The following is a 14,009-nucleotide window of genomic DNA, read 5'->3' as shown; positions in this document are numbered from 1 at the left end:
GGTCCTATCGTCGGTCCTGGGCGGGGCGATCTTCGGGAGGCGTGTCGCGTGTCGTGCCACCGGGCTACCCGTGCGAGATGAACTCTGCATAGAACAGGCCCATTCCGAAGGCGACCGCCAGACCGCTGACGATCCAGAACCGGACGATGGTGGTGGTCTCCTCCCAGCCCCCGAGCTCGAAATGATGATGGAACGGCGCCATCCGGAAGACCCGTTTACCGGTGCCGGTCCTGAGCCGGGTGTACTTGAACCAGCCGCCCTGGATGACGCTGGACAGCGTCACCACCGCGAACAGGCCGCCCAGCACCACCAGCAGCAGCTCGGTGCGCGACAGGATCGCCAGTCCGGCCATCAACCCGCCGAGCGCCATCGAGCCGGTGTCGCCCATGAAGATCTGCGCCGGTTTGGCGTTCCACCAGAGAAAACCGAAGCAAGCGCCCATCGCCGCGGCGGCGATCAGCGCCAGGTCGTGCGGGTCCCGGACCGAGTAGCAGCCCTCCAGCGCCGGCGGCGGGTAGCAGCTGCTGCGGAACTGGATGAAGGTCATCAGCGTGTAGGCCCCCATCACCATGGCCGCGCTGCCGGCCACCAGGCCGTCCAGGCCGTCGGTCAGGTTCACCGCGTTGGTGGTGGCGGTGATGATCAGGTAGGCCAGCAGCAGAAAGCCCACCAGCCCGATCGAGAGGGCGCCGATGTCGCGCACGTAAGAGATGCGCTTGGACGCCGGGGTCAGCCCCTGGCCGTTCTTGAACATCATCGCCCCGATGCCGAACAGCAGCGCGACCAGTAGCTGACCGGCGAATTTGGCCCGGGCGCGCAAGCCCAAACTGCGCCGGTGCCGTAGCTTGATGAAGTCGTCGATGAAACCGACCGCGCCCGAGCCCAGCATCAGGAACAGCAGCAGCATGCCCGAGGCGGTCGGGCCGGAATCGTGACGGAACGACCCGATCAGGTGCGCCATCGCGTACCCGACGATGGTCGAGACCATGATGGCCACGCCGCCCATGGTGGGAGTGCCCCGCTTGACCAGGTGGCTCTTGGGTCCGTCGTCGCGGATCTCCTGCCCGAATCCCTTCAGGCGGAAGTACTTCACCACCAGCGGGGTGAACAGGATCGAGGTCATCAGCCCGAACAGCGCTGCGATCAGGATGGTCTTCATGCGGGGACGCTGCCGAACCGCTCGATGAGCGCCTGCGCCACAACCTCCATGGCCGCCGAGCGCGATCCCTTCACCAGCACCACGTCACCTGGCCGCAACTCCTCACCGAGCTTGGCGACAGCCGCCGTCGCGTCCGGCACCCACTGTGACTCACCGTCGTAGGAGCCTTCGAGCGCCGCGCCGGTGGCGATGGCACGCGCCTGCTCACCCACCGCGATCAGCGCCGCGATGTCCAGGCGGACCACGTGCCGGCCGAGGGCGTCGTGCTGGGCGATCGCGTCCGGGCCGAGTTCGGCCATGTGGCCGAGCACCGCGACCGACCGGCGGCCTTCGGACATGATCGCCAGCGCCTTCAGCGCGGCCCGCATCGACTCCGGGTTGGCGTTGTAGGCGTCGTTGATCACCGTTATGCCGGCGGCGGTCTCGGTCACCTGCATCCGCCAGGCCGACTGCGCCGTCGCCTGCGACAGCGCCCGCGCCACCACCGGCAGCTCCAGCCCGCAGGCCAGCGCGACCGCCGCCGCGATCACCGCGTTGGAGACCTGGTGCTCGCCACGCACCTGCAATCGGACCGGGGCGCGCCCGGCCGCGGCGACCAGTTCGAAAGCGGCCCGGCCGGAGGAGTCCACCCGCACCCCAACGGCGCGCACCTCGGCGTCCGGATGCTCACCGGCGGTCACGATCCGGGCGCTGGTGCGCGCGGCCATCGCGGCGACCAGCCGATCGTCGGCGTTGAGCACCGCGACCCCGCCGTCGGCGGCGCTGGGCAGCGCCTCGACCAGCTCGCCCTTGGCCTCTGCGATCACCTGGACGCTGCCGAACTCGGACAAGTGGGCGCTGCCGACGTTGAGCACCGCGGCCACCCGGGGCGCGGCGATGCCGGTCAGGTGCCGGATGTGGCCCAGCCCGCGCGAGGACGTCTCGAGCACCAGGTACCGGGTGTCCTCATCCGCCAGCAGCACGGTGTAGGGGTAGCCCAGTTCGTTGTTGAACGACGCCGGCGTCGCCACGGTCGTCCCGGCGACGGCCAGCACCTGGGCCAGCAGGTCCTTCGTCGAGGTCTTGCCCGAGGACCCGGTGATGCCGATGATGCTCGCGTTCAACCGGGGCGCCACCGCGCGGGCCAACGCGGTGATCGCCTGGATCGGGTCGCTCACCTGGATCGCCGGAGCGGCCACCGGGCGGCTGGCCAGCACCGCCACCGCCCCGGCCCGGACCGCCGCCTCGGCGTAGTCGTGGCCGTCCACCCGATCGCCGGCGATCGCCAGGAACAGGTCGCCGGCCACCACCTTCCGGCTGTCGAACTCGACCTTGCCCGACACCGTCCGCTCAGGGTCAGCGGCCATCAGCCGGCCGCCGACGATCTCGGCGATCTCGGCCAGACTCAGCTTGATCACAGCCGGCTCACGCCGTATTCCGCCTGTCGGCCACCGCAGGACCGGGCTCGCCGTCCCGATAGCCCTGCTTCGCAAGGGCCTGCCGGGCCACCGGGACGTCGTCGAAGGCGAGCAGGACGCCGTCGACCTCCTGCCCGGTCTCGTGGCCCTTGCCCGCGATCAGGACGGTGTCACCGGCCCCGGCCAGCGCGATGGCCTGCTCGATGGCGGCACGCCGGTCACCTTCCTCGATCACCCGGGCCCGCTGCCCGGCCGGCACCGCGCTCGCGCCGGCGATCATCGCGGCCCGGATCTGGGCCGGCGGCTCGGAGCGGGGGTTGTCATCGGTCACGATCAGCACGTCGGCCTCGGTGGCGGCGACCTCGCCCATCACCGCGCGCTTGCCGCGGTCCCGGTCACCGCCGCAGCCCAGCACGATGATCAACCGGCCGGCGGTCAGCGGCCGCAGCGCCCGCAACGCCCCGGCCACCCCGGCCGGCTTGTGGCTGTAGTCCACCACCACCAGGAACGGCTGGTCCCCGTCCACCCGCTCCATCCGACCGCGCACCTGCGCGGCGGCCACCGCCGGCGCCACCTCGGCCACCTCGACACCGGCCTCGGCGAGGATCGCGAAGGCCAGCAAGGCATTGGCGATGTTGTACCCGCCCGGAATCCGGCAACCGGTCGCGAACTCCCACCCCGGCCCGTGCGCCGTGAACCGGGTGCTGCCATCTGCCAGCACCCGCACGTCGGCGGCATGCCAGTCCGCGGCCGAGTGCTCGGCGCTGACCGTGACCGTGGCCGGCCTCACCAGCTGCCGTCCCCACTCGTCATCGACCACCACGATCTCGCGCCGGGCCCGGCCGTCGAACAGCAGCGACTTGGCGGCGAAGTAGTCCTTCATGTCGGCGTGAAAGTCGAGGTGGTCCTGGGAGAGGTTGGTGAAGGCGGCGAGCGCGAACTCGATGCCGTCCACCCGGCCCAGCCGCAGCGCGTGCGAGGACACCTCCATCGACACGCTGTCCAGGCCGCGCTCGCGCATCACCGCCAGCAATGCCTGCAACTGCGGCGCCTCGGGGGTGGTGAAGGGCGTCTTGACGGTCTCCTCGCCGAGGAACACCCCGACGGTTCCGATCAGCCCGGACCGGCGTCCGGCCGCGGCCAGGCCGGCCCGCACCAGAAAGGTGGTGGTGGTCTTGCCGCTGGTGCCGGTCACGCCGAAGACCGGCAGGGTGCGCGACGGTTGGCCGTACACCTCGGCCGACAACGGGCCCACCGCGGCCCGGGGGTCAGGGGTCACCAGCACCGGCGGCGCGCTGTCCAGCCCGGCCAGCTCGGCCGCGCCGGCCGGGTCGGTGAGCACCGCCACCGCGCCGGCCGCCAGCGCCTGGTCGAGAAAGGCCACCCCGTGCCGGCTCGCGCCGGGCAGCGCCGCGAACAGGTCACCCGGGCGCACCTGCGCCGAGCTGACGCTCACCCCGGAGACCACCGGTTCCGGATCCGGCCCGCCCCGGCCGGCCATCGTGGCGCCCACCAGCTCCGCCAGCTCACCGAGTCGTCGGGGCGCGACCTGGCTCGGACGGGGGGCGGCCCCGTCCGGCTGACCTTGTTGCGGTGGCGCCACGCTGGACCACGTTACCGATGGGCTCATGGGCTCACTCCGGCGCTCACCTTCACCTTGTCGGCACGGCTGGCTGGGGCTAGTCGAGGGTCAAGGGAACGAGCACGGACTGCGATCCGCTGGGCGCGATCTTGGCGGCGGACAGCTCATAGGAGGCGATCTGGCGGAACAGCGGGGCCGCCACGTCACCGCCGTGCATGCCGCCGGCCGGTTTGTCGATCATGATGGCGATCGTGAACCGGGGGTTGTCCGCCGGCGCCACCCCGGCGAAGGTGAGCCAGTAGCTCGAGTCGGAGTACCTGCCGGTGGCCGGATCGGGCTGCTGGGCCGTGCCGGTCTTGCCCGCCACCCGGTAGCCCGGGATGGCTGCCTTCACGCCGGTGCCGCCCTTGAGGGTCACCGACTCCAGCATCGTGCGCAGCGTCCGGGCGGTCGGGGTGGACAGCACCCGGACGCCGGCCGGTTGCGCGGTCGGAGTCACCGAGCCGTCGGGGTTGGTCACCGAGCCGACGATCCGCGGCGGGACCCGGACCCCGTCGTTGGCCACCGTCTGGTACATCGACGCCAGCTGCAGCGACGTCATCGCCACCCCCTGCCCGATCGGCAGGTTGGCGAAGCTGGAATCGGACCAGCTGCCGATGGCAGGCAGCAGCCCGGCGCTCTCACCGGGCAGTTCCACGCCGGTCTTCTGCCCCACGCCGAACCGTTGCAGGTACTCGTTGAAGCTCTGCTTGCCGACCATGTCGGCGATCGCCAGGGTGCCGACGTTCGAGGACTGGGCAAGCACGCCGGTGGCGGTGAACTTCTGCTCCGGGTGCCACCAGGCGTCGCGCACGGTGATCCCCCCGGTATGGACGGTCTGCGGGACGGTGAGCACCGTGCGCGGGGTGATCAGGCCCTTCTCCAGCGCGGCGGAGATGGCGACGATCTTGTTCACCGAGCCCGGTTCGAAGACCTGCTGGACGTTGGGGTTGAGTGACTGGCCGGTCTTGATGCTGGCCGGGTCCTGCGGGTTGAAGGAGCTGCTGGCGGCCAGCGCCAGGACCTGACCGGTCCGGGCGTCCAGGACGGTCACCTGACCCCCCTTGGCCCTGGTTCGCTTGACCGTGTCCTCGAGGTACTTCTGGGTCATGAACTGCAGGTCCTGGTCGATCGTGAGCCGCACCGTGCCGCCGTCGATCGCCGCCTTGCGCTTGATCGGGCCGGCCGGATTGACGTTGCCGACCGAGTCCTTCTGGTAGCTGACCGAGCCGTCCGCGCCCTTGAGCAGCGAGTCGTAGCTGTGCTCGATGCCTTCGGCCCCGAGGCCGTCGGACAGGACCAGGCCGATCACGTTCGCGCCGGTGGTCTTGCCGGGATAGAGCCGCTGCGAGGTGGCCTGGGCGAAGATGCCCGGCAGTGGCTTGCCGTCCAGCCGCAGGGCCTCGATCTGGTTGGCGGCCGCCGGTGAGAGCGCGGTGGCCAGCAGCGCGTAGCGCGAGTTCAGGCTGAGCTGGTCGGCGATCGCGACCACCGACTTGCCGATCAGCGGCGAGAGCATCGTGGCGTAGTCCAACCGGTTGCCCGGGTCCACCATCGTCGGATCGGCGACGATGTCCTTGGCGTCGGCGGTGTAGGCCAGCGGCACGCCGTTGCGGTCCACGATCGACCCCCGGGCCGCGTGCAGGGTCACGAACTCGCGCTTCTCGTCAGAGGCCGCCAGCGCGTAACCGGCGGAGTCCATGCCCTGCAGCCACACCAGCCGGACGAACACCACCGACAGCAGCAGGCTGACCGCCGCCACGCCTGCCCAGAGCCGCCGCCTCGACCTGCCCAGGCGGATGCCGACGGGCCGCCGGGCCGGACGAGGGCGGGGGGCGGCCGGCCGCCGCGGCACGGCCGGGCGCTGCCGCTGGACCGGCGGCCGGCTGCCCGGGTCGCGCTGCGGAGCCCGGTCGTGCTGAGGGGCCCGGTCGTGCTGAGGGGCCCGGTCGTGCTGGGTCACCGGCGGCCGGCGGCCCGGATCGCGCTGAGCGGCCGGGGCGGGCCGTGCCGGTGCCGGCCGCTGCGCCGAAGCCGGCCGTGCGTTCGCAGCCTGCCGCTGCGCCGGAGCCTGCCGTCCTGGTGCTTGCCGCGGTCCTTCAGCCTGGCGTGGTCCTTCAGCCTGGCGCGACCCGGGAGCCTGGCGCGACCCGGGAGCCTGGCGAGGCGCCGCGCTCGCGCCGGCCCGGTGCGGCTCGCGCGGGCCGGCAGGTTGCCCTGCCGGGGTTCGGGGCCGATCGGGCGCCGGCTGAACCGGCTGCCGGCCGGGCCGCTGTGCCCCCGGCCGGGGCGGTGTGACCGGCGGTTGCCGGGGTGGTCGGGTCATCACTGCCCTCCGGGCGAGGTGGGGGTCGTCGTGCTGGCAGCGCTCGAGGGCTTCGGGGGCGCGGCGGGCCGGGTCACCGTCACGGTCACCACCGGGGCCGGTCGAGTGCTGCTGGCGGCCGGCCGGCTGGCGGACCTGCTGGACGTCGGGGCGGGCCGGGCCGTCGAGCTGGCCGCCTGCCCTGCTGGGGCGGACGAACTGGGCGCTGGCTTCGTCGGCGTCGCGCCAGCAGTCGCAGTCGCACGAGCAGTGGCAGTCGCGGACGGCCGGGGCGCAGCGGCCGGAGGCGCGGCGACACTGGCTGCTGCCGGTGAGCCCAGCACCGTGACCGAGCCGTCGGCGTTGAGCCGGAGAAAGGCCGGGTTCGGGTTGGGCACCAGGCCCTGCGCGGCGGCGGCCGCGGCCAGCGAGGCCGGCGCCTGCTTGGCCGCCAGGTCACGCATCAGTTGCTGCTCCAGGTCAGACAGCGCGGCGTTGCTGTCGTTCAGCGAGCGCTGCTTGAGCTCCTGGGCGGCCGAGGCGGTGTTCAACGCCAGCAGCGCGCACAGCCCCGCGACCAGCATGAGCCCCAGCAGCACCGGCAGCGGCAGACTGCTCAGCCGGTTGCTGAGCCGGACGATCGGCGGACGCGCGGTCATGCCGCCTCCCGGATTCGTTCGGCGGCTCGCAGCCGCACCGAGGCGGCCCGCGGATTGGCCGCGACCTCGGCCTCGGTGGCGGGCTCGGATCCCCGGCTCAACAGCCTGATCTGCGGGCCGGCGGCCGCGATCGCCACCGGAAGGTCCGGCGGTGTCCGGTCCAGGGCCAGTTCGGCGAAGCTCCGCTTGACGATCCGATCCTCCAGCGAGTGGTAGGCCAGCACCACGATGCGTCCCCCGACGCTCAGCGCTTGCAACGCGGCGGGAATCGCCGCCTGGACCGCGGCCAGTTCTGAGTTGACCTCGATCCGCAGGGCCTGGAAGGTGCGCTTGGCGGGATGGCCTCCGGTCCGGCGGGTCGCCGCCGGGATCGCCTGGCGCACCAGCTCGGCCAGCTCGGCGGTGGAGGTCAGCCGGTGCTCGGCGCGGCGGCGTCCGATCGCCTGGGCGATCCGCAGAGCGAACCGCTCCTCGCCGTAGTCGCGCAGCACCCGGGCCAGTCGCGGCACCGGATAGCTGTTCACGACCTCCTCGGCGGTCAGCAGGTCCTCATCGTCCATCCGCATGTCCAGCGGCGCGTCGTGGGCGTAGGAGAAGCCGCGCTCGACCAGGTCGAGTTGCATGGAGGAGACCCCGAGGTCGAAGAGCGCGCCGTCGATCCCGGTGAGTTCGAGCTCGTCGAGCACCTGGGGAAGCTGGTCATAGACGGCGTGCACCAGATGGGTGCGCCCGGCATACTCGGCCAGCCGCTGGGCAGCCAGACGCAGCGCGTGCCGGTCGCGGTCCAGGCCCACCAGGGTGAGGCCGGGATGCGCCCGCAGCAGCGCGGCGCTGTGGCCGCCGAGGCCGAGGGTGGCATCGACGAGCACCGCGCCGGGTCGGTCCACTGCGGGGGCAAGCAGTTCCAGGACCCGGTCCAGCAGCACCGGGACGTGCCCAGCCGGGGCCGGCGGCTCCGGTTCGCCCATGCGGTGACTCCTGAACATCTCGGGTGGTGCGCTGTTGCTGATCGAGCCGGCGGTCTGTCGCGGTGGCGTCCGCCTCATGCCGACTGGTCCCCGCCCGCCTGCCGGATGTCCGTTCCGCCTGGCGCCGGGGAAGTGCGTCAGGTGGAACGAGAGGTGGCGGGAGGAGGCCGGTCCGCAGGTGCCGGACGGCGCGCCGTGACGTGGCGAGTGCTGGAGTGCCTGAGCCCTGGACGGGTGCCTAGAGCAGGCCGGGCAGCACCTCCTCGGCGTCGGCGAAGGACTGCTCGGTGCTCTCGAGGTAGCTCTGCCACGCCCCGGAGTCCCAGACCTCGACCCGGCTGTTGGCGCCGATCACGACGCAGTCCTTGGACAGCCCGGCGTACTCGCGCAACTGGCTGGGCACGGTGATCCGGCCCTGACCGTCCGGCACCTCGTGCGAGGCGCTGGCGAAGAACACCCGGCTGTAGTCCCGGACGCTGCGCTGGGTGACCGGAGCCGAGCGGAGCAGTTCGGTGATCCGGCTGAACTCAGCCATCGGGAACACGAAGAGGCAGCGTTCCTGGCCTTTGGTGATCACCAGCCCCCCTTCCAGCTCGGTACGGAACTTCGCGGGCAGCGCCAGGCGGCCCTTGTCGTCCAGCCGAGGGGTGTGGGTACCGAGAAACATGGCCCACCTCCCTGACACTGACTAGACGAGGACTTAACACTATCCCCACTACGGCCCACCATACCCCACTGTTCACCACTGTTTCGCGGAAATGTCGAGCAAAATGGTGACTGCGAGCCATTAAAGATCCGCTAACCCGGACAAAAGGTCGCCAAGTCGTGGTGGGGATTCCCCACCGGCGATCTGCTCGGCACGCACCTCTGAGCCGGCGACACGCGGCGGCGTGCACCCGCGGTGCGCAGACTCCTATCTGGCTCACAGGTGAGGAGCCAGTTGGATGCCCCGAGAGGCTCACCCCGGGCCGCTTGAGCAACTACCCTGGACCCCAAACGGGTCGACGTCTGACGTGGGCCCTCGACTTACGCCCGCTTCTCGACAACCCTGAGGGTGTGCCAGGCAGTTCGACCTGTCGGCGGCCCTCGGAGCAACAGGACGGATTCCGTAGTGACACATGCAGCAGCTCAGGCCGCTCAGTCGGCGGCCGGTTCCGCGCAGCAGAACGGTCACGGCTCGCCACCGAGCGCCAATGGCCTGGCAAGTCCCTCGACGGCGGGATCCGCGCTCTCGGTCGCCGACGTCGGCCCGGCCGCTGAGCGCATCATCGCCAACATCGAGAAGGTGATCGCCGGCAAGCACGAGGTGATCCGGCTCGGCGTCACCGTGCTGCTGGCCGAGGGCCACCTGCTGATCGAGGACGTGCCCGGCGTCGGCAAGACCACCTTCGCCAAGGCGCTGGCCCGATCCATCGACTGCTCGGTGCGGCGGATCCAGTTCACCCCGGACCTGCTGCCCAGCGACGTCACCGGCGTTTCCATCTACAACGCCGAGTCCAGCGATTTCGAGTTCAAGCCCGGCCCGGTCTTCGCCAACATCCTGCTCGGCGACGAGATCAACCGCGCCTCCCCCAAGACCCAGGCGGCGCTGCTGGAGTGCATGGCCGAGCGGCAGGTGACCGTCGACGGCGTGCGCTACGCGCTGCAGTCGCCGTTCCTGGTGCTGGCCACCCAGAACCCGGTGGAGATGGAGGGCACCTACGCCCTGCCCGAAGCCCAGCGCGACCGTTTCACCGGCAAGATCTCACTCGGCTACCCCGACCGCAGCGCCGAGATCGCCATGCTCAGCGACCAGACCACCGTGGACCCGCTGTCGATGCTGCAGCCGGTCTCCGACGCCGCCCACATCCGCGCCCTGATCGAGACCGTCCGGACCGTGCACGTGGTGGAGTCGGTGAAGGACTACGTCGTCTCGCTGGCCGAGGCCAGCCGCAACCATCCCGAGATCCGGCTCGGCGCCTCACCGCGCGCCTCGCTGCACCTGCTGCGCACCGCCAAGGCCGCGGCGGCGCTGGCCGGTCGGGACTACGTGCTGCCCGATGACGTGCAGAAACTGGCCGTGCCGGTGCTGGCCCACCGGTTGATCCCGGCGGCCACCGCCACCGTGGCCGGTCGCTCACCTGAAGACCTGCTGGCAGAGATCGTGACGAAGGTCCCGATTCCGGTAGCCAGCCCACGCGGATAGGGCAGGTGTCGTGGCGACGATTCGAACCGGTGGCGGTTCTTCGGCAGCGCCTCCGCTGATCGATACCACCTCGATCGGAAGCCAGCGGGTGGCGTTGTCCAGCCGCGGCCGCACCTTCATCACAGTGGGACTGATCTCGCTGGCCACCGGGCTGATGCTGGGCGTGCTGGACCTGCAGCGCCTGGGCGTGCTGCTGCTGGTGCTGCCGGTGCCGGCCTGGCTGGCCGTCCGGCAAGCCCGCTCCGGCCTGCGGATCGGCCACGCGGTGACCCCGTCGCGTATCACGGTCGGCGAGCAGGCCCAGGTCCGGCTGGTGCTGGGCAACCCGCACAGCTTCGGCACCGGGCCGTTGCGGGTCACCGAGACGGTCCCGGGCGGGCGTCCGCTGCGATTCAGCGTGGCCGGGGTTCGCGGCCGGCAGCGCCGCACGGTTGCCTACCCGCTGCCCGCGCTGCGCCGCGGCCGGTACACGGTCGGGCCCACCACCGTGATGGCCAGTGACCCGTTCGGCCTGGTCACCGCCGACACCCGATCCACCGACGTGGGAGAGCTGATCGTCCGGCCGGCGACCACCCAGCTGGCGCGCCTGGCGCTGCCGGTCGCCTGGCGCGACGGCGCCGCCACCCTCAGCCACTCGGTCGGTGTCGGCGGTTCGGATGACGCCTCGGTGCGCGAGTACCGCCACGGCGATGACCTGCGCAAGATCCACTGGCGCAGCACCGCCCGCTCCGGCGCCTTCATGGTCCGGCAGGAGGAACGGCCCTGGCACGGTGAGTCCCTGGTGCTGCTGGACCACCGGGCGATGGTCTACCCCACGACACCGGCCCAGCCGGACTCGGCGGCCCTGGAATGGGCCATCTCGGCCGCTGCCAGCATCGGCTGCCACCTGGCCGAGCAGGGCCGGCGGGTAGCGGTGGTGACCGGTGAGGGTCAGGTCGCGCACGACACCCCCGCGGCGATCCTGGACATGCTCGCCGACGTCAAGCCCGCCCTGCGCGCCGACCTCGAGCCGCTGGCGGCCGCGCTGACCGGGCTGGGCCGCGACGCCGCCGTGTTCGCGGTGCTGGCGGCCTCCCCCAAGAGCTCGATCAGCGGGCTGCTGAGCCGGCCCCAGTCCCCCGGCTCGGCGGTGGCCCTGCTGCTACGGCCCTGGACCTGGAACAGCGACACCCGTGACCTGCTGGCCGAGGCCGCCTGGCAGTCCACCGCCGACGCCTTGCGCGCCGCCGGCTGGCGGGTGGTGTCGGCCGAAGCCGGCGACGAAGTCGGCGATCTCTGGCCCAGCCTTCTCTCCGCACGCGTTGGGAGTGCCCGATGACCGCACCTGCCAAGTACACCGCCGGGCCGGACCCGGTAGTCGCGGCCGCCACCGGCACCGTCGCCGCCGGCGTGCTGCTGACCACCCTGCCGCTGCGCTCGGTCTTCACCGACTGGGCCTGGTTGATGGTGAGCGTGGGCTGCGTGCTGCCCTACCTGGCCGTCGTCGCGCTGTTCCGGATGCGCTCGACGCCACGCTGGTGGCACAGCCTGGTGGGCCTGCTGGCATCGGTGCTGATGGTGCTGTGGGTCTTCGTCCCCCAGCACCTGTGGATGGGCGTGCTGCCCACGCCCTCGTCGCTGACAGACATCGGTGACCTGGTCACGGCGGCGAGCACCTCGATCCAGCAGGAGAACGCGCCGCTGGCCTCCACCGCCGCGCTACGGCTGCTGGTCGCCTCGGCGCTGGTGGGGCTGGTGGCGCTGACCGACGTCCTCGCGGTGGTGCTGCGCCGCCCGCTGCTGGCCGCGGCGCCGCTGCTGGAAGTGCTGGCAATCGCCTCGGCGACCTCGTCGGACGCCGCTCACCCGGTCTGGTTCGCCGCTGCCGCCGGCGGTTTCCTGCTGATCCTGCTGTCGGGCACCCGGTTGCAGGACCGGGCCTGGGGGCCGTCGGTGGACGGTTCGGCGGGCCGGCTCGGCGGCGCCCGGCGAATGGCCGTGACCGGCGTGGTGGCTGCCCTGCTGGTTCCGCTGCTGCTGCCGTCGGTGTCGGTCAACGTGCTGGCCCGGGCCACCCAGCAGGACGGCAACGGCACCGGTTCCGGCAACGGCCAGGTCGTGTTGAACAACCTTGCTTCCCTGCAGGGTTCTCTGCAGCGGCCCAAGCAGGTGCCGCTGTTCCGGGTGAAGGCCGATGGCCAGCCGTTCTACGTCCGCCAGGAGGTCCTGGACCAGTACTCCGATGACGGCTGGCGGCCCTCCGGCTTCACGACCAGCGTGGAGAGGTTGGGCGAAGATTTCTCGATCAGCCCCTACGACCCCGACCGCATCGAGCAGGAGCGCGCCACCCGATCGACGCAGACCGTCCTCAGCGCCGAGTTCACCATCCTGGCGCTCGGCGGCAACACGCTGCCGATCCTGTCGAACCCGCTGTCCGTGCGGACTTCCAGCGGCGGCGATTGGAACAGCGCCACCGCCACCGTGGTGAACACCAGGCTGAAGCGGGGCATGACCTACAGCCAGCAGTTCATCCAGCCGAAACCGACGGTGCCCCAACTGCAGAACGCGCAGCCGTGGGTTCCCGACGAGGGCGACCTCCAGAGCCAGCGGTTGCTTCAGAAGCCGGAGCTGCCCGCGTCGGTCAAGGAGCGGGCGGCAACGCTCGTCGCCGGCCTGACCTCCCCTTACGCCAAGGCGAAGGCGATCTCGGAGTACTTCACCAACGAGGGCAACGGCTTCAAATACTCGCTCACCACCGAGGCCAAGGACGGTCTCAGCAACCTGGAGTCCTTCCTGGAGAACAAGGAAGGCTTCTGCCAGCAGTACGCCGCGGCTGCCGCGGTGCTGATGCGCGAGGCCGGGCTGCCCAGCCGGGTGGTGATCGGCTACACCCACCGCACGCCGGACTCCAACGGCTTCTTCACCGTCACCACCAATGACGCGCACGCCTGGGTAGAGGTGTACTTCAAGTCGATCGGTTGGATCCCCTTCGACCCGACGCCGCTGACCGGTCCGGACGCCGGTCGGGCGGTTTCCCTGGTCTGGGCGCCGCATCCCGAGGAAGGTGTCGAGCCGAGCGTCGCCGAGACCGCCAACCGTGGGCTGTCCGCCTCGCGCGCCTCGGTGAGCGCAGAGGCCAATCAGGCCGCCGGGTCCGATGGCCGCTTCGGTCCGTCCGCCGCTGTGGTGGGGATCGTGCTGCTGGTGTTGCTGGTACTGCTGATGATCGTCGCGGTGATCTTCGGGCCGCAGTGGTTGCGGCAGCGGCAACGCCGGCGACGGCTGGACCGGGCCAGGACCACGGGCAACCCTGAACCGCTCTGGTTGGAGCTGGCAGCTACGGCCACCGACCGGGACGCGCTGTGGCCCAGCACCATCACGGTGGGCCAGGTCGCCGGCTGGTTGTCACGCCACGGCGTCGACGAGCGCGGCCGGGCCGCGGTCACCGCGGTGGCCGACCGGGTCGAGCGGGACCGGTTCAGCGCGCAGCTGGTCGATGAGATGCCTCCGGAGTCCATCGCCGCCCTTGACCAGGCGCTGACCCGGTGGGCCAGGCGGACCGACCGGCGGTTGAGCCTGATGCATCGCTGGATACCGCGGTCGCTGATGGGGCAGCCGCGCTGGCGGCGCTGAGCCGGGCTGGCGGCGCCGAGCCGCGGCCTTGGCGGCGCTGAGCCGGGGCTGGCGGCGCTGAGCCGGGGCTGGCGGCGCTGAGCGGGCGGTCAGTCTCGACTTC

The 14,009-nt window shown here is 71.6% G+C and carries 10 protein-coding genes; 3 read left to right on the top strand and 7 right to left on the bottom strand.

Going from position 1 to position 14,009, the window contains the following annotated elements; genetic code table 11:
- Positions 1 to 64: 64 nt before the first annotated feature.
- The 7 genes from mraY to mraZ all read right to left on the bottom strand — a co-directional run bounded on the left by mraY (position 65) and on the right by mraZ (position 8,776).
- Positions 65 to 1,159: a phospho-N-acetylmuramoyl-pentapeptide-transferase gene (gene mraY, locus VF557_05880; GenBank protein HEX8079719.1), complete on the bottom strand. Its 1,095-nt coding sequence runs from the start codon at positions 1,157 to 1,159 to the stop codon at positions 65 to 67.
- Positions 1,156 to 2,556 carry a UDP-N-acetylmuramoyl-tripeptide--D-alanyl-D-alanine ligase gene (gene murF / locus VF557_05875; protein ID HEX8079718.1) on the bottom strand — a complete coding sequence of 467 codons (1,401 nt, stop codon included), beginning with the start codon at positions 2,554 to 2,556 and terminating at the stop codon, positions 1,156 to 1,158. The genes mraY and murF overlap by 4 nt, the downstream gene beginning before the upstream one ends.
- 7 nt (positions 2,557 to 2,563) lie before the next feature.
- Positions 2,564 to 4,186 carry a UDP-N-acetylmuramoyl-L-alanyl-D-glutamate--2,6-diaminopimelate ligase gene (locus tag VF557_05870; protein ID HEX8079717.1) on the bottom strand — a complete coding sequence of 541 codons (1,623 nt, stop codon included), beginning with the start codon at positions 4,184 to 4,186 and terminating at the stop codon, positions 2,564 to 2,566.
- Positions 4,187 to 4,235: 49 nt separating this feature from the next.
- Positions 4,236 to 6,140: a penicillin-binding protein 2 gene (locus VF557_05865; protein ID HEX8079716.1), complete on the bottom strand. Its 1,905-nt coding sequence runs from the start codon at positions 6,138 to 6,140 to the stop codon at positions 4,236 to 4,238.
- 362 nt (positions 6,141 to 6,502) lie between these two features.
- Entirely contained in the window at positions 6,503 to 7,141 is a 639-nt protein-coding gene (locus tag VF557_05860; GenBank protein HEX8079715.1) for a hypothetical protein, read from the bottom strand.
- Complete coding sequence (rsmH, locus tag VF557_05855; protein HEX8079714.1) at positions 7,138 to 8,109, bottom strand: 16S rRNA (cytosine(1402)-N(4))-methyltransferase RsmH; 972 nt, start codon at positions 8,107 to 8,109, stop codon at positions 7,138 to 7,140. Before rsmH ends, VF557_05860 begins: the two co-directional genes overlap by 4 nt.
- 238 nt (positions 8,110 to 8,347) lie before the next feature.
- Positions 8,348 to 8,776 carry a division/cell wall cluster transcriptional repressor MraZ gene (gene mraZ / locus VF557_05850; GenBank protein ID HEX8079713.1) on the bottom strand — a complete coding sequence of 143 codons (429 nt, stop codon included), beginning with the start codon at positions 8,774 to 8,776 and terminating at the stop codon, positions 8,348 to 8,350.
- 444 nt (positions 8,777 to 9,220) lie between these two features.
- Between mraZ and VF557_05845 the strand changes: the two genes are divergently transcribed.
- Genes VF557_05845 through VF557_05835 form a run of 3 tightly spaced genes read left to right on the top strand, consistent with a single transcriptional unit; the run spans position 9,221 to position 13,906 of the window.
- Positions 9,221 to 10,294, top strand: a complete 1,074-nt coding sequence (locus tag VF557_05845) for a MoxR family ATPase (protein HEX8079712.1) — start codon at positions 9,221 to 9,223, stop codon at positions 10,292 to 10,294.
- Between the two features lie 10 nt (positions 10,295 to 10,304).
- The gene (locus tag VF557_05840) at positions 10,305 to 11,612 is read left to right on the top strand and encodes a DUF58 domain-containing protein (protein ID HEX8079711.1); all 1,308 of its coding nucleotides are present in this window, start codon (positions 10,305 to 10,307) and stop codon (positions 11,610 to 11,612) included.
- Positions 11,609 to 13,906, top strand: a complete 2,298-nt coding sequence (locus VF557_05835) for a DUF3488 and transglutaminase-like domain-containing protein (GenBank protein ID HEX8079710.1) — start codon at positions 11,609 to 11,611, stop codon at positions 13,904 to 13,906. The genes VF557_05840 and VF557_05835 overlap by 4 nt, the downstream gene beginning before the upstream one ends.
- Positions 13,907 to 14,009 lie beyond the last annotated feature (103 nt).

The organism is Jatrophihabitans sp. (genome assembly GCA_036389035.1).
Classification (GTDB): domain Bacteria; phylum Actinomycetota; class Actinomycetes; order Mycobacteriales; family Jatrophihabitantaceae; genus Jatrophihabitans_A.
Note: the sequence above shows the minus strand (reverse complement) of the source record. Positions and strands in the feature narration are given on the sequence as shown.

Excerpts from the sequence above, each read along its gene's own strand:
- mraY (HEX8079719.1), bottom strand. The coding sequence starts at position 1,159 with ATGAAGACCATCCTGATCGCAGCGCTGTTCGGGCTGATGACCTCGATC.
- VF557_05870 (HEX8079717.1), bottom strand. The coding sequence starts at position 4,186 with ATGAGCCCATCGGTAACGTGGTCCAGCGTGGCGCCACCGCAACAAGGT.
- VF557_05860 (HEX8079715.1), bottom strand. The coding sequence starts at position 7,141 with ATGACCGCGCGTCCGCCGATCGTCCGGCTCAGCAACCGGCTGAGCAGT.
- rsmH (HEX8079714.1), bottom strand. The coding sequence starts at position 8,109 with ATGGGCGAACCGGAGCCGCCGGCCCCGGCTGGGCACGTCCCGGTGCTG.
- mraZ (HEX8079713.1), bottom strand. The coding sequence starts at position 8,776 with ATGTTTCTCGGTACCCACACCCCTCGGCTGGACGACAAGGGCCGCCTG.
- VF557_05835 (HEX8079710.1), top strand. The coding sequence starts at position 11,609 with ATGACCGCACCTGCCAAGTACACCGCCGGGCCGGACCCGGTAGTCGCG.